Genomic DNA, 15,815 nt, shown 5'->3' with positions numbered 1-15,815 from the left:
CCTGCGCCGGCCGGCCGATCGCCATAGCGATGACGAGTGGGAGGAGGCCATGCTGAACGACGCCTTGATCCAGTCCGCTCCCGGCCCGTGCGAGCGCTGGTTCGATCTTTGCTTCCGGCTTATCATCCTGGTGCTTGCCGGTCTGTGGCTGTTCGTGCCACCTGCCGGCGACAGCCGATTGCCCCCCGATGTGAAGGCCGCAGCGACCCAAAGATGAGCGCAAGACGCCCGGAGACAATCGCCCCGCGCCGGATCGAACGGCTCGCAACCCTGCCGCTGTTCCACAAGCTGGCGGGGCGCAAAGTCGTGCTCGCAGGCGCGAGCGAGGGTGCGCTCTGGAAGGCCGAATTGCTTGCGGCAGCGGGCGGCGAGCTGCTGATCCTCGCGGGTGATAACCCGGAGCTCTATGCCGGGCTCGCGAATGATCCGCCAGCCGGTTCGGTGACGGTGCTGGCGCGTGCCTGGCAGGCTGACGACCTCTACGGCGCGGCGCTCGCCATTGCCGATGTCGAATCGCTCGACGAGGCCAGGGCCTTTGCAGCGGCGGCCCGGCAGTCTGGCGTGCCGGTCAACTTGGTCGACAAGCCCGAATTCTGCGATTTCGCCTTCGGCTCGCTGGTCAACCGCTCGCCTCTGGTGGTCGCGATCTCGACCGATGGCGCCGCTCCGGTCTTCGGCCAGGCGATCCGGGCCAAGATCGAGGCGCTGCTTCCCGCCGGTCTCAAGGCCTGGGCGCAGGCCGCGCATGACTGGCGCCCGATTGTCAAGGCGCGCGATCTCGCCTTTCCTCTGCGCCGCGACTTCTGGGAGCGCTTCACCAGCCGTGCGCTAGCCGAGCCGCAGCGCCGCCCCGACGAGAACGATCGGAAGGATCTCTCCGCCGTGCTCGACGAGATCGAGCGTGGCGGCACGCCGAACGGCCGTGTCACGCTGGTCGGCGCCGGCCCCGGCGATCCGGAGCTTCTGACGCTGAAGGCGATCCGGGCGCTGCAGAGCGCCGACATCATCCTCTACGACGACCTGGTCTCGGCCGGCGTGCTCGAGCTCGCCCGGCGCGAGGCCAAGCGCATGCTGGTCGGCAAGCAGGGCTATGGTCCGGCAGTCAAGCAGAACGATATCAATGCGATGCTGGTCTCGCTCGCCGGTCAGGGCAAGCATGTGGTTCGGCTGAAGGGCGGCGACCCCGGCATTTTCGGCCGCGCCGGCGAGGAGATCGAGGCCTGCCAGCGCGCCGGGATCCCGGTCGCGATCGTGCCCGGCATCTCGGCGGCGCAGGGCGCCGCGGCTTCGCTCGGCCTCTCGCTCACTCATCGCGACCATGCCCGCCGCCTGCAATTCGTCACCGGACATGCCCGCGATGGCAAGCTGCCGCAGGATCTCGACTGGAAGGCGCTCGCCGATCCGGCCGCGACCACGGCGCTCTACATGGCGCGGGCCACCCTGCCCCTGTTCCGCGAGAAGGCACTCGCCGCCGGGCTCGATCCGGCGACGCCGGCGATCGCCATGCTCGGCGCCACCACCCCGGCCGAGACGCGCATCGCCAGCACGATTGCGGAACTTCCGGAGCGTCTCGGCGAACTGCCGAGCCACGGCCCCGTTCTCGTCCTGATCGGCCATGCCATGGGGGCTGCGCTGCTGGCCGTGGCCGGTGTAAAATCGGCTCGAGGCTAGAGCGAACCAAACCGCCGGAGATGCGTTTTCTCTCTGGCGCGAAAAGTTTGGAAGGGCTCTACTGCCCTCGCTAGTTGAGCGATGACCGCCAATTCAGTACGTTCTGTTTGTTTTTTAGAACAGTTTCGAGCCGTTCCGGCGGTTTTCCGAACTGTTCAACACGGAGCACTGAGATGACGCGACGGAGACTTCACCGCCTGCTGCAAGCCGGTCTGACGCTCGGAGCCTTCGCCCTGTGCTTCGGCGTGATCAGCGGCGCGCGCGCGCAGACCGAGCTGCTCAACGTCTCCTATGATCCGACGCGCGAGCTCTACCGCGAGATCAACGCAGCCTTCATCGCCGACTGGAACGGCAAAAACGCCAAGAAGATCAGCACGATCCGGCAGTCGCATGGCGGCTCTGGCGCCCAGGCGCGCACCGTCATCGACGGTCTCAACGCCGATGTGCTGACGCTGGCGCTCGCCGGCGACATCGACGCGGTCGCCCAGCGCTCGAAGAAGCTGCCGCTCGACTGGCAGAAGCGCCTGCCGCAGAACTCCTCGCCCTATACCTCGACCATCGTCTTCTTGGTCCGCAAGGGCAATCCCAAGGCGATCAAGGACTGGGGCGACCTGGTGAAGCCGGGCGTGCAGATCATCACGCCGAACCCGAAAACCTCGGGCGGCGCCCGCTGGAACTATCTCGCCGCCTGGGCCTATGCCGAGAAGGCGTTCAACAAGGACCAGGCCAAGGTCCGCGACTATATCGGCAAGCTGCTGGCCAATGTCCCGGTGCTCGATACCGGCGCGCGCGGCGCGACCACGACCTTCACGCAGCGTGGCATCGGCGATGTCTTCCTGTCCTGGGAGAACGAGGCCTTCCTGGCGCGAAAGGAGTTCGGCGAGGACAAGTTCGACATCATCGTGCCCTCGCTCTCGATCCTGGCCGAGCCGCCGGTCGCGGTGGTCGACGGCAATGTCGACGCCAAGGGCACCCGGGCCGAAGCGCAGGCCTATCTCGACTTCCTCTACACCCCGAAGGGCCAGGCGATCATCGCCAAGCATTATTACCGGCCGCGCAATCCGGAAGCTGCCGATCCGAAGGACATCGCCCGCTTCCCGAAGGTCGAGCTCGTCACCATCGATGAGAGCTTCGGCGGCTGGGCCAAGGCGCAGCCCACTCATTTCGGTGACGGCGGCACCTTCGACCAGCTCTACAAGCCGGCCCGCTGAGCATGACTGCGGCGGTATCACGCTGGCGCGAGCCCAGCATCCTGCCCGGCTTCGGCCTGGCGCTGGGCATCACCGTGACGGCGCTGTCACTGATCGTGCTGATCCCGCTCGCGGGGCTTTTCATCAAGGCGGCGAGCGCCGGCCCGGCCGATATCTGGGCGGTGGCGACCTCGCCGCGCACGCTCGCGGCGCTGAAGCTCTCCTTCCTTGGTGCGCTGTTCGCGGCGGCGGTCAACGCGGTGTTCGGACTGATCCTCGCCTGGGTGCTCGTCCGCTATGATTTTCCTGGCAGGCGACTGATCGATGCGGCTGTCGACCTGCCCTTCGCGCTGCCGACCGCGGTCGCCGGCATCGCGCTGGCTGCGATCTATGCGCCCAATGGCTGGATCGGCGGCCTGCTCGCACCCTACGACATCAAGGTTGCCTATACGCCGCTGGGCGTGATGGTGGCGCTGATCTTCATCGGCTTGCCCTTTGTGGTGCGCACGATCCAGCCCGTGCTGGAGGAACTGCCGGCCGATATCGAGGAGGCTGCGGCGCTGCTCGGGGCCAGCCGCTGGCGCACCGTCTTCACGGTGCTGCTGCCGCCGGTGCTGCCGGCCCTATTGACCGGCTTCGTCCTCGCCTTCGCCCGCGCCGTCGGCGAATACGGCTCGGTCATCTTCATCGCCGGCAATGTGCCGATGGTCTCGGAAATCGCGCCGCTGCTGATCGTGATCCGGCTGGAGCAGTTCGACTATGCCGGCGCGGCCGTGGTCGCGACGATCATGCTGCTGCTTTCTTTCGCGCTGATCCTGCTGGTCAACCTGATCCAGGCCAGCGCGCGCCGGAGGTTCGGCGATGTCTGATGCCAGCCTGCCCTATCAGATCGAGGACCTCGCGCCTGCCCGCGCCGCGCGGCGCATCAAGGGCGAATCCCGTCTGGTCCAGTTCGCGCTGGTCGGCGTCTCGCTGACTTTCCTCTGCCTGTTCCTGTTCCTGCCGCTGATCTCGGTCTTCGTCGAAGCCGGCGCGCGTGGCTGGCAGGCCTATCGCGAGGCGATCCTCGAACCCGACGCATTGGCGGCGATCCGCTTGACCCTGTTCATCGCGGCGATCGCGGTGCCGTTCAACGTGATCGTCGGCATCGCCGCCGCCTGGGCGATCGCCAAGTTCGAGTTTCGCGGCAAGAGCCTGCTGATCAGCTTCATCGACCTGCCCTTCTCGGTCTCGCCGGTGATCTCGGGCCTGGTCTTCGTGCTGCTGTTCGGGGCGCAGGGCTATTTCGGCCCTTGGCTCGCGGCCAACGACCTCAAGATCGTCTTCGCCGTGCCTGGCATCCTGCTGGCGACGATCTTCGTGACTTTCCCCTTCGTGGCACGCGAACTGATCCCGCATATGCAGTCGCTCGGCTCCGCCGACGAGGAGACGGCGCTGACGCTTGGCGCCTCGCCCTGGCGCACCTTCTTCGCCGTGACGCTGCCGAACGTGAAATGGAGCTTGTTCTACGGCGTGCTGCTCTGCAATGCCCGCGCCATGGGCGAGTTCGGCGCCGTCGCCGTCGTCTCCGGCAAGATCCGCGGCCTGACCAACACCATGCCGCTGCATGTCGAGATCCTCTACAACGAGTATATGGGCGCCGCCGCCTTCGCCGTCGCCTCGCTGCTGGCGGGCCTGGCCCTCGTCACGCTCGTCCTGAAAACCGTCCTGGAATGGCGCTTCGCCGACGCGATCGCCGCCAGCCGCCGTCATTGAGTGGAAGAGCCCATGTCGGTCGCCGTCACCATCGAAAGCGTCGAGAAGCGCTTCCAGAATTTCCCCGCTCTGCGCGGCGTCTCGCTCGATATCCAGCCGGGCGAGCTCGTCGCCCTGCTCGGCCCGTCTGGCTCGGGCAAAACGACGCTGCTGCGCGTCATCGCCGGGCTGGAGCAGGCCGAGCGCGGCCGCGTGCTATTTGGCGAGACCGATACCCGCGAACTGTCGCTGCGCGAGCGCCGGATCGGCTTCGTCTTCCAGCACTATGCGCTGTTCAAGACGATGAGCGTCGCCGAGAACATCGCCTTCGGCCTGAAGTCGCGTCCGCGCGCCGAACGGCCGAGTTCGGCCGAGATCAAAAAGCGCGTCTCGGATCTCCTGGATCTCATCCAGCTGCCCGGCCTCGAGAAGCGCTATCCGAGCCAGCTCTCCGGTGGCCAGCGCCAGCGCATTGCGCTCGCACGAGCGCTGGCGATCGAACCGCGCGTTCTCCTGCTCGACGAGCCCTTCGGCGCGCTCGACGCCAAGGTCCGCAAGGACCTGCGCGCCTGGCTGCGTGAGTTGCACCGGCATACCGGCCACACCACCGTCTTCGTCACGCACGATCAGGAAGAGGCGCTGGAGCTCGCCGACCGGGTCGCGATCCTGCATGACGGCCGGCTCGAACAGGTCGGCTCGCCTGATGATGTCTACGACCATCCGGCGACACCCTTCGTCTGCCAGTTCCTCGGCGACGCCAACCATCTGCCGGTCAAGGTCGTCGGCAGTCAGGCCTTCTTCCTGGATCGGCCGGTGCTCGGCGGCCTGCGCCAGAACCAGAGCGGGCCGGCTTCGCTCTATGTCCGCCCGCAGCATCTGCGCATCGTCGACGACGCACCGTTGGCTTTGCCCGGAGTGGTCGAGCATCTGCGCCGCAACGGGCCGCTGCGCCGCGCCGAGGTCGCCGTCGACGGCCTGCCGAAGCGGCTCGACGTCGATCTCGCCAGCCAGGTCGCGCCGGCGATCGGCGAGCGGATTCGCTTACGCATCACGCATGGCAACCTCTTCGCCGCGGCCTGATGCCCCCCTCGCCTTTCGCGCAGCGGGCGGGTTATGCCTGTCACCTGAACACGTTCTGACGACAGGAGACGGCCATGAAGGCGCGGGCGAAATGGGTGGAGGGCATGGCCTTCATGGGCGAGGCCGGCAGCGGCCACGCCGTGATCATGGACGGCGCGCCGGAATATGGCGGGCGCAATATCGGCATTAGGCCAATGGAGATGCTGCTGATCGGGCTCGCCGGCTGCACCGGCTTCGATGTCGTGCAGATCCTGAAGAAGGGCCGCGAGGCGGTGACGGGCTGCGAGGTCGAGGTCGAGGCCGAGCGCGCCAGCGAGGACCCCAAGGTCTTCACCAAGATCCACATCGCCTATCGCGTCAGCGGTCGCGGCCTGTCGCAGGCCAAGGCCGAGCGCGCCGTCACATTGTCGAAGGAAAAGTATTGCTCCGCTTCGATCATGCTGGGCGCCACCGCCGAAATGAGCACCTCACTGGTGGTCGTCGACGAACTGCAACAGGAGGCCGCGGAATGACAGATATCCCGACCTCGGGGCTGGTATCTCCCGAAGCCCTGGCCGGTGCGCTGGGCTCCCCCGATCTCGTCATCATCGACATTCGCGCTGCCGCCGAAGGTGGGCGCCAGGCCTTCGAGGCCGGTCATATCCCCGGCGCCGTCCACAGCGACTACGCCGCCGATGGCTGGCGCGCCAAGATCGGCAATGCGCCGGGCATGCTGCCGCCGCTCGACCATCTCGCCGAGCTGGCGGGGCGGCTCGGCATCACGCCGCCGAGCAAGGTCGTGATCGTCCCGGCCGGGCTCGCCGCCAGCGACCTTGCCGCAGCGACCCGCGTCTACTGGACATTGAAGCTGATCGGCCACGGCCAGCAGGCGATCCTCGACGGTGGTTTCAAGGGCTGGCGGACCTCTCCGGGCCTGCCGATCGAGACAGGGCCGTCGAAGCCGCATTCAGCGGCTCCCTATCCGGTCGTGGTGCAGCAGAAATTGCGCAGCACCGCCGACGCCACGCTCGTCGCCTCGCGCAGCAAGCTCGCGACGCTCGTGGACGCCCGCTCGGCCAGCTATTTCGAGGGCAAGGAGAAGGCCGCCGAGGCCACCCGCGCCGGGCACATTCCTGGCGCCGTGTCCCGCGACTACGTGGCTGCCTTCGATCCTGCGACTGGGCGCTTCCGGCCGGTCGAAGAGCTCGCTGCCCTGTTCGGCTCGGTGCCGAACGGTCCGGTGATCTCCTATTGCAATACCGGCCACACCGCCTCGTTCAATTGGTTCGTGATGTCGGAGTTGCTCGGGCGCGAGGAGGTCTCGCTTTATGACGGCTCGATGACCGACTGGACGCAGGACCCGGAACGGCCGGTCGCGGCGGGAGCCGCCTGAGCGGCAGCCCCAGCTGGCTGGTGGAGCACTCGCTTATCGGCTGGTCGAGACCGAGCGATTGCCCTGACGGTCGACATGGACACCGACGTGGGTGCCGTCGGCCTGGGTGGTCCAGGTCGAGGTGATGCCGGTGCGCGGATTGTAGGTGGTACGGCTGGCAGCGCGGGGCTGGCCGGCCCGCTGTCCGGCCGGGCGAAAGCCTGAACGGACTACGCCATCCGGAGTGATCGTCGTCACGAAGCGGTCGCCGCTGGCGAGGCCGATCGAGCGGATGCGCGTGCCGTCGGGCAGGACGGCGTCGGCCGAAGCGACGCCGTCCTGATGCCCCATGGCGCCACCGCCGGCACGAGGCCCGGCGGCGCGATCGACCCGGCCGATGTGACCATAGCCGCTCGCAGCTTGGCCCAGATTCGGCTGGTTGTGGAACACGGCCCAGCGATCATCGCCACCGCCGCCGCCTCCGCCCCCACCGCCTTCGCCGGCAAAAGCGGGCGCCAGCGATGTGGACAGGCAGAGCGCGAGCGACAGCGCGCACGAAACGCGACGAGAAAAAGTAGCCATAGCCGGCCTCCTGAAAGGGGTTGCGCGGCGGCTCGTGCCGTAGCGCTTGGGCACTAGGCTTCCATCGGCGCGGCCTGCTCGGCCTCATCGCCGGTGGGATAGTGCTGGCTTGTTGCGGTTTCCGCGCTTTTCGCATGCCTTGGCCAGCGTGCGGCGCTGCCGGCATGAGAGCTGTGCATTTGCAAATTCGTCCAAAAAGGATCAAAGAGGCGCCAATCGTGCCGGCCTTGCCGCGCCCTCATCTTTCCCTGTCAGAGTTCCGCCGCCGATGAACGCCGTCGCGCCGAAAATCTCGTTCGTCTCCCTCGGGTGCCCAAAGGCGCTCGTCGATTCCGAGCGCATCATCACCTCGCTGCGCTCCGAGGGCTATGAGCTCAGCAAGAGCCATGCGGGCGCCGATGTCGTCATCGTCAACACCTGCGGTTTCCTCGACAGCGCCAAGCAGGAATCGCTCGAGGCGATCGGCTCGGCCATGGCCGAGAACGGCAAGGTCATCGTCACCGGCTGCATGGGCGCCGAGCCCGAGCAGATCCGCGACGCCTTCCCGAACCTGCTCGCGATCACCGGCCCGCAGGCCTATGAGAGCGTGGTCTCGGCCGTGCATCAGGCCGTGCCGCCCAAGCACGATCCCTTCATCGATCTGGTGCCTGACCAGGGCATCAAGCTGACGCCGCGGCACTACGCCTATCTCAAGATTTCAGAGGGTTGCAACAATCGCTGCAGCTTCTGCATCATCCCCAAGCTGCGCGGAGACCTGGTCTCGCGGCCGATCGGCGACGTGCTGCGCGAGGCCGAGAAGCTGGTCAAGGCCGGCGTCAAGGAACTGCTGGTGATCTCGCAGGACACCAGCGCCTACGGGCTCGACATCAAGTATGCGCCGTCGATGTGGAAGGACCGCGAGGTCCGCACCCGCTTCTTCGAGCTGGCGCGCGAGCTTGGGCAAATGGGTGTCTGGGTGCGGATGCACTATGTCTACCCCTACCCGCATGTCGACGAGGTCATCCCGTTGATGGCGGAGGGCAACGTGCTGCCCTATCTCGACATCCCGTTCCAGCATGCCTCGCCCTCCGTGCTGAAGGCGATGCGCCGGCCGGCCCATCACGAGAAGACGCTGGAGCGCATCCGGAAATGGCGCGAGATCTGCCCCGACCTCGCCATCCGTTCGACCTTCATCGTCGGCTTCCCCGGCGAGACCGAGGACGATGTCGACTTCCTGCTCGGCTGGCTGAAGGAAGCGAAGCTGGAGCGCGTCGGCTGCTTCAAATACGAGCCGGTCAAGGGCGCGACCGCCAATGATCTAGGCCTGCCGCTGGTCGCGGAGGACGAGAAGGAAGCGCGCTGGCACCGCTTCATGAAGACGCAGGCCGAGGTCTCGGCCCGCATCGTCAAGGGCCGCGTCGGCAAGCGCATTCCGGTGATCATCGACGAGGCCGGCCCGACCGTCGCCAAGGGTCGCTCGAAATGGGATGCGCCGGAGATCGACGGCAATGTCTATGTCTCGAGCCGGCGGCCGCTCCGGCCTGGCGATATCGTCACGGTGAAGATCGAGCGCGCCGACGCTTATGACCTGCACGGGATTGCGGTTTAGCCCGGCCAATATCAGGCCAGGGTGGCAGCCACGGGCCGCGGCAAGCGGCGGAGTTCGACGGCGCGGCTGATGCGCGACCGCGCCGATTTCTCGAAGACGATCTGCGCATCGCTGATCTCGGTCGCGAGCTGTACGCCCGGGCAGGCGGAGAGCTGGGTCTGGAGCGCCATCGTCACGGTGGCGAAAGCAAGTACGAAACCGAGGCGGCGAAGAAGCGGGGACATGACGTAGGGACCAATGATCGTGTTGGTCCCGCTTTGCTGGCTCCAGGCACGCTTTCGCTTGCGGGTTTCGGAATTTTCGTTTTCTTGCTCCCTCTACCTCAGGGAGTTGGCGCGGACGCCTCCATGCGAGAGATGGCGCGACGCTTTCGACCGAGCCGTCCCAGCCACCAGCCGAAGCGCTGCGCCGCCATGGCGATGGCCAGTGCGTAGCCGAGCAGCGCCAGCATCCAGCCGGCTGCCTGCAGGCTGAGCGCGCCGAGCACCAACGCCGAGCGCCCTAGTAATCTGAGCGTTGCGCGCACGGTCGACGGCTTGGCCGCCGCGAGCTTCGCGGCCCGGCCGACATCGCCGGCGTCCTCGGCGACGGCGAGCACTTGGCGCAAGCCGCGCTGGCCGGTCCGCGCATAGAGCGCGCCGGCGTCCTGGCCGAGCGCGGTGAAGCGCGCCAGCGCTGCGGGCCGGACGATGCCACCTGCCGCCGTTTTTGCTGCCGCAAGGTCCAGGCGGGCTGCTGCGCCGAGGCTAGCGGTCAGGGCCGGGCGATCGACTGCGCCGGCCGCCATGCGGCCGAGATTTGCATTGAGCATCGGGGAAAGCAGCTTCGCTTTGCTCGCGGCCTTGATGGCGCTGACGCCGCCGCGGGCTGGAAGGCCACCGCCAAGACTGACCCAAGTCGCAGCGGTGATCGCCAGGCCGACCGCGGCGAGCGCCAACACTGTCTCGTCGGTCCGCTCGCCGTCGATGTATTTGCGGCCTTCCCGGGCGAGATCGCGCAGATCGCCGAAGCCGCTGATGTCCCCGACGAGTGCGCCGGCGAAGGCCGCATCGCTCTCGCGTTCACCGGCAATGAAGCCGTGGCCAAAGTCGGAGACAGCCCGCGTTAGCGCAGTCTCGCGCAACACTTCGATCCGCGCGATGCGTTCTGGTGCGACGGCGATCCCGCGCTCGGCCGCTAGCGCGAGGAAACTCTCGGCGAGGGGAAGATCGCCGGCCGCCACCGCCCTGTCGATCTCATCGGCGATGCGATCCTGCGTCGCGATGCCGGCAAGGCGAAGCCGCGACAGCTCGGCCGGATCGTCCTGTGCTTGCTGAACCTGCCAGCTCTGCAGGGCCGGCGGTGCGATCATGGCGCCGCCTGCTGCGAGTGCGACGATGATGCTCGACGAGACGATGACCGTGGCAATGCGCAAGCGGGACACCTGAAATGGAAGCGGTCCGGCAGCCTGGCCGGACCGCAATCCGCATAACGTTCGATTCAGGCGGAAATTGCGCCGTTGTTTACGGCACGATCACCGTCGAGCCAGTCGTGCCGCGGCTTTCGAGCGCGCGGTGCGCCTCGGCTGCATCCTTCAATGCGAAACGCGCGTTGATCGCGACGGCGACCTTGCCGGAGCCGACGGCCTCGAACAGGTTCTTCGCCATCGCGACCAGTGTCTCACGGTTGGCGGTGTGCGTGTTCATCGTCGGGCGGGTGACGTAGAGCGAGCCCTTCGCGGCGAGGATACCGAGATTGAAGGCCTCGACCGCGCCCGAGGCGTTGCCGAAGCTCGCCAGCAGGCCGAAAGGCCTCAGCGAGTCGAGCGAGCCCATGAAGGTGTCCTTGCCGACGCCGTCATAGACAACATTGCACAGCTTGCCGCCGGTGATCTCCTTGACCCGCGCCGGAACGTCCTCGTCGCGGTAGAGGATGACATGGTCGGCCTTGTTCGCCATGGCGAGCTCGGCCTTCTCCTTGCTGCCGACGGTGCCGATCACGGTCGCGCCGAGCGCCTTGCCCCATTGGCACAGGATCGAGCCGGTGCCGCCGGCCGCAGCATGGACCAGGATCGTGTCGCCGGCCTTCACCGGATAGGTGCGATGGAGCAGGTATTCGGCCGTCAGCCCCTTCAGCAGCATGCTGGCGCCGGCTTCGTAGGAGACGTTCTCCGGCAAGGCGACCACCGCCGAGGCCGGAACGATACGTTCCTCGGCATAGGCGCCGTGGGCCGCGACGACGGCGATCCGGTCGCCCGGCTTGAATTCCGTCACGCCGGGGCCGACCGCGACCACGTCGCCGGCCGATTCATTGCCGAGCGTGAACGGCAGCGGCGCCGGGTAGAGGCCGGTGCGGAAATAGGTGTCGATGAAGTTGAGCCCGATGGCGCGGTTGCGGATCAGGATCTCGCCCGGCCCCGGCGCCGGCAGGGCGACGTCCTCCAGCTGCAGAACCTCGGGCCCACCGGTCTTGTGTACGCGGATTGCTTTCGCCATGGCGATCTCCTGATGTCGATGGGCCGACGATAGGGACTTGCCCCGCATCGGCGCAACGGCCGCGCCGCATGCGGGACCGGCATTCAGCGCCGAGGGTGCTGGCGAATTTGCATAGGCGCCGCCGTCCTGCGGCAAGGGCGCGCTCGCCAGCGGCGCCGGCATCGGCTACCCAAAGACCATGACGGACCAGCAGCATTGCGACATCGCCATCGTCGGGGCAGGCGCGGTCGGGCTCGCGGCAGCGCTCGCGCTCGCCGCCGCCGGGCGGCAGGTCGTGCTGTTCGGGCAGGCCAGCGCGCCGCGCGACGGCCGCACGGTCGCTTTGCTCGACGGCTCCTGGCGATTGCTCGAAGCGCTTGGCCTGGCGGACACGCTGGACGCAGTCGTGGCGCCACTTGCGGTCATGCGTATGGTCGATGACACCGGCAGCCTGTTCAGGCAGCCGCCGGTCGAGTTCAAGGCGGCCGAGCTCGGCCTGCCGGCCTTCGGCTGGAACATCGAGAACGCCGCGCTGGTCGAGGCGATGGCGGCCAAGGCTGCGGCTGAACCGCGTATCCGCATGATCCCGCAGGCGGTGACGGAGATCACGGCGGGCACCGACAGCGTCCGTCTGGCCGGTGATGGTTTCGCGCCTGTCGCGGCCCGCCTCGTCGTTGGTGCAGATGGCCGCAAGTCGCGGGTCCGTGAGGCTGCCGGCATCACGACGCGCGACTGGCGCTATCCGCAGGTGGCGCTGACCGCGATCCTGGGCCACCGCCGCGAGCATCGGGACGCCTCAACGGAATTCCATACCCGCTCCGGCCCTTGCACGCTGGTGCCGATGTCCGGCCGGCGCTCCTCGCTGGTGTGGCTCCTTGAACCGGCAGAAGCCGAGCGCATTGCCGGGCTCGACGATGCTGCGTTCGCCCGGGCGGTCGAACGCCGGACCCATTCGATCCTCGGCGCGCTCACGGTTGCAGGCCCGCGCGGGCGCGTGCCGATGAGCGGCCTGTCGGTCGATCGGTTCGCGGGTGGGCGCATGGCGCTGATCGGCGAAGCCGCGCATGTCTTCCCGCCGATCGGGGCGCAGGGGCTCAATCTCGGCCTGCGCGACGTCGCGGCCCTGCGCGATGCCGTCGCCGGCGCTGACGATCCCGGCGAGCTTGCGGCGCTGTCAGCCTATGATCGCTCGCGCCAGACCGATGTGCGCCTGCGCACCGGCGCTGTCGATGCGCTCAACCGGACCCTGCTGACCGACCTGCTGCCAGCCGACCTGATGCGTGGCGCCGGGCTGCTGGCGCTGTCGCGGATCGCGCCCTTGCGCCGCCTGGTCATGCGCCAGGGGCTGGCCGGCGGCACTGCGGCGGGCTGAACCTCAAATCTCGTAGTCGCCGACCGGCGGGCTACGCCGCAGCGCCGGCGCGGCGTCGCGGAAGACAGGCGCGAGTGGCAATGGCGTCGACACCATGCGCTTTCCACCGGGCTCCTCGACCTGCCGGTCGAGCAGGCCGCGCGCCGTCAGCTGCGGATCGGCCAGCGCCTCGTCGAGCGTGCGGACCACGGTGCAGCAGCAGTCGAGCGGCTCGATGGTCGCCCGCCAATGAGTGGCCGGCCGGGAACCGATGATCGCGGTGATGGCGGCCTGCGTCGCCGCGGGATCGCGCCGGTCGTCGCGGAGCTCTTCGGCGAGATCAATGCCGTCACAGAAGCTTACCCAGAATTTCTGCTCGAGCGCGCCGACGGCGAGGAACCAGCCATCGGCCGTCGCATAGAGGCCGTAGCGTGGGCTGGCGCCGGTCAGCAGCCCCTCCCCGCCTTTGGGATAGCGGCCCGAGGCCTGTCCCTGCGCCAGCGCATACCAGGCGAAAGCGAGCATCGCGTCGGTCATGGCGATGTCGAGATGGCAGCCCCGGCCTGAGCGGTCGCGCTCGCGCAGCGCCAGCAGGATGTTGATCACCGCTGGCATGGCGCCGCCGGCAATGTCGGCGACCAGGGTCGGCGGCAGCGGCGCCGGCCTGCCCTGCGCGAGCGATTGGCCGAGCAGCCCGCCGACCGCCTGGTAGTTGATGTCGTGTCCGGCTTCGGAGGCGCGCGCGCCGTCCTGACCGTAGCCGCTGATCGAACAGTAGATCAGCCGTGGATTGAGCGCTTTCAGCGCCTCGTAGCCGAAGCCGAGACGGGACATCACGCCCGGCCGGAACTGCTCGATGACGATGTCGGCCTGCATGATCAACGGCGTAAGCCGTTCGAGCGCGTCCGGCGCCTTGAGGTCGATGGCGAGGCTCTGCTTGCCACGGTTGAGCGCGGCGAAGGGCGCGGAGGTCTCGCCGAAGCGCGGCGGAAAGCGGCGCATGTCCTCGCCGTCGGGCCGCTCGATCCGGATCACGCGCGCACCGGCCTCGGCGAGGAATAGGCTCGCCAGCGGCCCGGGCAAAAGAGTCGAGAAGTCGAGGACGAGGAGGTCGGAGAGCGGCTGCATCGATGGGCCGGGCAAGCTTGGCCCGTGCGGGCCGTCAGGGAAAGAGGTCAGCCGGCATCCTGCCCGTCTTCACCAGCCACAGGAAGCCCGTCAGCGTCACGGTCGAGAGGATGGTGCCGACGAGGATGCAGGCCGAGGCGCGCTCGATGCCGACGCGATACTGTGTCGAGATCACAAAGATGTTCAGCGCCGGCGGCAGCGCCGCCATGATCACGGCGGCATAGACCCAGGGCGCCGAGAAGTCGCCGAGGCCGGAGAGCAGCAGCCAGACCAAGAGCGGGTGCAGCAGCAGCTTGATCGCGACGAGCCAGGGTAGCTCGCTGGGCATTTGCCGGATCGGCTGCAGCGCCACGGTGACACCGAGCAGGAAGAGCGCGCAGGGCGCCGCTGCCTGCGAGAGCCAGAGCGTCATCTTGTCGAGCGCGGTCGGCAATTCAAGCTTGAAGAAGGCCGCGAGCACGCCGGCCACCGTCGCGACGTTGAAGGGATGGGTGACGACCCGCCGCACCACCTCGGCGGCGGTCGCGGAGAAGCTGCGCTTGTCGACGCCGGCCAGCGCCATCAGGAACGGGATCAGCGAGAACAGCAGCAGGTTGTCGAAGACGAAGATCAGCACGACCGGGGCGCTGGCAGCGGGGCCGAGCGCCGCCATGATCAACGGCGGGCCCATATAGCCGATGTTCGAATAGGAGCCGGCGACGCCCTGCATCACCGCCTGCGGCATGTCGCCATGGGTATGGCGCCAGCCGAGCGCGAAGGAGAGCACGAAGGCGCAGAAGGTCGCGAGCGTCGTCACCGCGACGAAGCGCCAGTTCGTCAGCTCACTCAGCGGCTTGTCGGCGATCAGCCGGTAGAACAGGCAAGGCAGCGCGACATAGATCAGGAAGAACTGCATCCAGGCAAGGCCCTCGCCCGGCAGGCGCTTGTAGCGGCCGATCAAGAAGCCGAGCAGGATCAGCCCGAAGAAGGGCGCAACCAGGTTGAACAGGCTGGCGATGTCGGCCATGCGGCGATCTCGGGCGGCCGACGATAGCGACGGCGTCGCCTTATAGGATGCGCCCAGGGGCCTGAGAACCCAGAGAGCTCGCACATCCGGGTGCCAACCGAGGGATATCTCCCGCAACTGATGGCCTGAATGCTCGACACAACCGTAAATTGCAGGAATCGTCGAACATGGAAGCGATCGGGTAACACATTAATGCCATGCTTGGTCAAAAGCTCACGGAACAGGCGATGATGAGCAGCTCTCAAGCGGCGGCAGGAGGTCCGGTGTCAGGGACACTCTGGCGGAATTCGATAATGTCCCCGACCTTCTGGATCGCGGCGTTCCTGGTCATGGTGATCCTCGGGCTGGCGCTTCCCATGCGCCTGCCCCTGGGGCCGAATTATTGGGACACCGACATCTATCTCGACGCCGCCCAGCGCATCCAGCTCGGCCAGATTCCGAACATCGACTTCTTCACATCGATCGGCTCGCTCGGCTTCTACCTCACCGCCTGGATCAGAGCCGTGTTCCCGCAGGCGCAGCCCGCTCTCCTCGCAAACTGGGCGATCGTGCCGATCTCGCTGCCGATCTTGGTGCTGATCGTCAGAGCCCGTCCCGAAAGGGTTGAGCGACTGGGGCACTCGTGATTCCAAGGGGTTGTTCAGGCCATCTTGGAGCGAGCGATGTGGACCCCAGCCACTC

17 protein-coding genes are annotated in these 15,815 nt (G+C 67.5%); 11 read left to right on the top strand and 6 right to left on the bottom strand.

What is annotated here, in order from left to right; all coding sequences use genetic code 11:
• Positions 1-49: 49 nt before the first annotated feature.
• From ACFPOB_RS01480 to ACFPOB_RS01445, 8 genes are all read left to right on the top strand, one after another.
• Positions 50-217: a hypothetical protein gene (locus ACFPOB_RS01480; protein WP_377795340.1), complete on the top strand. Its 168-nt coding sequence runs from the start codon at positions 50-52 to the stop codon at positions 215-217.
• A complete protein-coding gene (cysG, locus tag ACFPOB_RS01475) occupies positions 214-1,671 on the top strand; it encodes a siroheme synthase CysG (protein WP_377795339.1) in 1,458 nt (485 codons plus the stop codon). The genes ACFPOB_RS01480 and cysG overlap by 4 nt, the downstream gene beginning before the upstream one ends.
• Positions 1,672-1,844: 173 nt before the next feature.
• Positions 1,845-2,882 carry a sulfate ABC transporter substrate-binding protein gene (locus ACFPOB_RS01470; protein ID WP_377795337.1) on the top strand — a complete coding sequence of 346 codons (1,038 nt, stop codon included), beginning with the start codon at positions 1,845-1,847 and terminating at the stop codon, positions 2,880-2,882.
• 2 nt (positions 2,883-2,884) lie between these two features.
• A complete protein-coding gene (gene cysT / locus ACFPOB_RS01465) occupies positions 2,885-3,730 on the top strand; it encodes a sulfate ABC transporter permease subunit CysT (RefSeq protein ID WP_377795335.1) in 846 nt (281 codons plus the stop codon).
• Positions 3,723-4,616: a sulfate ABC transporter permease subunit CysW gene (cysW, locus tag ACFPOB_RS01460; protein ID WP_377795333.1), complete on the top strand. Its 894-nt coding sequence runs from the start codon at positions 3,723-3,725 to the stop codon at positions 4,614-4,616. Before cysT ends, cysW begins: the two co-directional genes overlap by 8 nt.
• Positions 4,617-4,628: 12 nt before the next feature.
• The gene (locus ACFPOB_RS01455) at positions 4,629-5,675 is read left to right on the top strand and encodes a sulfate/molybdate ABC transporter ATP-binding protein (RefSeq protein WP_377795331.1); all 1,047 of its coding nucleotides are present in this window, start codon (positions 4,629-4,631) and stop codon (positions 5,673-5,675) included.
• Between the two features lie 74 nt (positions 5,676-5,749).
• On the top strand, positions 5,750-6,187 hold the full coding sequence (locus ACFPOB_RS01450; RefSeq protein WP_377795329.1) for an OsmC family protein: 438 nt from the start codon (positions 5,750-5,752) through the stop codon (positions 6,185-6,187).
• Entirely contained in the window at positions 6,184-7,047 is an 864-nt protein-coding gene (locus ACFPOB_RS01445) for a sulfurtransferase (protein ID WP_377795328.1), read from the top strand. The genes ACFPOB_RS01450 and ACFPOB_RS01445 overlap by 4 nt, the downstream gene beginning before the upstream one ends.
• 33 nt (positions 7,048-7,080) lie before the next feature.
• On the opposite strand, the gene ACFPOB_RS01440 is transcribed toward ACFPOB_RS01445, so the two are convergent.
• A complete protein-coding gene (locus ACFPOB_RS01440) occupies positions 7,081-7,608 on the bottom strand; it encodes a hypothetical protein (protein ID WP_377795326.1) in 528 nt (175 codons plus the stop codon).
• A 268-nt stretch (positions 7,609-7,876) separates the two neighbouring features.
• On the opposite strand from ACFPOB_RS01440, the gene rimO reads away from it, so the two are divergent.
• The gene (gene rimO / locus ACFPOB_RS01435; RefSeq protein ID WP_377795325.1) at positions 7,877-9,196 is read left to right on the top strand and encodes a 30S ribosomal protein S12 methylthiotransferase RimO; all 1,320 of its coding nucleotides are present in this window, start codon (positions 7,877-7,879) and stop codon (positions 9,194-9,196) included.
• Positions 9,197-9,207: 11 nt separating this feature from the next.
• Here the strand turns inward: rimO and ACFPOB_RS01430 are convergent, their stop codons facing one another.
• The 3 genes from ACFPOB_RS01430 to ACFPOB_RS01420 all read right to left on the bottom strand — a co-directional run bounded on the left by ACFPOB_RS01430 (position 9,208) and on the right by ACFPOB_RS01420 (position 11,670).
• Positions 9,208-9,420 carry a hypothetical protein gene (locus tag ACFPOB_RS01430; protein WP_377795323.1) on the bottom strand — a complete coding sequence of 71 codons (213 nt, stop codon included), beginning with the start codon at positions 9,418-9,420 and terminating at the stop codon, positions 9,208-9,210.
• A 98-nt stretch (positions 9,421-9,518) separates the two neighbouring features.
• Positions 9,519-10,610 (bottom strand): hypothetical protein, encoded by a 1,092-nt coding sequence (locus ACFPOB_RS01425; RefSeq protein WP_377795322.1) that lies wholly within the window; start codon positions 10,608-10,610, stop codon positions 9,519-9,521.
• A gap of 88 nt (positions 10,611-10,698) precedes the next feature.
• Positions 10,699-11,670, bottom strand: coding sequence for a quinone oxidoreductase family protein (locus ACFPOB_RS01420; RefSeq protein ID WP_377795320.1), 972 nt, complete (start codon positions 11,668-11,670; stop codon positions 10,699-10,701).
• Positions 11,671-11,848: 178 nt separating this feature from the next.
• On the opposite strand from ACFPOB_RS01420, the gene ACFPOB_RS01415 reads away from it, so the two are divergent.
• Positions 11,849-13,021 (top strand): UbiH/UbiF family hydroxylase, encoded by a 1,173-nt coding sequence (locus tag ACFPOB_RS01415; protein WP_377795318.1) that lies wholly within the window; start codon positions 11,849-11,851, stop codon positions 13,019-13,021.
• A gap of 3 nt (positions 13,022-13,024) precedes the next feature.
• Here ACFPOB_RS01415 and ACFPOB_RS01410 read toward each other — a convergent pair whose 3' ends face one another.
• Both ACFPOB_RS01410 and ACFPOB_RS01405 read right to left on the bottom strand, forming a co-directional pair.
• A complete protein-coding gene (locus tag ACFPOB_RS01410) occupies positions 13,025-14,128 on the bottom strand; it encodes a CaiB/BaiF CoA transferase family protein (protein ID WP_377795316.1) in 1,104 nt (367 codons plus the stop codon).
• A gap of 34 nt (positions 14,129-14,162) precedes the next feature.
• The gene (locus tag ACFPOB_RS01405; protein WP_377795314.1) at positions 14,163-15,134 is read right to left on the bottom strand and encodes an AEC family transporter; all 972 of its coding nucleotides are present in this window, start codon (positions 15,132-15,134) and stop codon (positions 14,163-14,165) included.
• Between the two features lie 293 nt (positions 15,135-15,427).
• Between ACFPOB_RS01405 and ACFPOB_RS01400 the strand changes: the two genes are divergently transcribed.
• Positions 15,428-15,760, top strand: a complete 333-nt coding sequence (locus ACFPOB_RS01400) for a hypothetical protein (protein ID WP_377795313.1) — start codon at positions 15,428-15,430, stop codon at positions 15,758-15,760.
• Positions 15,761-15,815 lie beyond the last annotated feature (55 nt).

It is taken from the genome of Allobosea eneae (assembly GCF_042657265.1).
Classification (GTDB): domain Bacteria; phylum Pseudomonadota; class Alphaproteobacteria; order Rhizobiales; family Beijerinckiaceae; genus Allobosea; species Allobosea eneae.
This window is presented reverse-complemented; position numbering and strand designations above follow the sequence as displayed.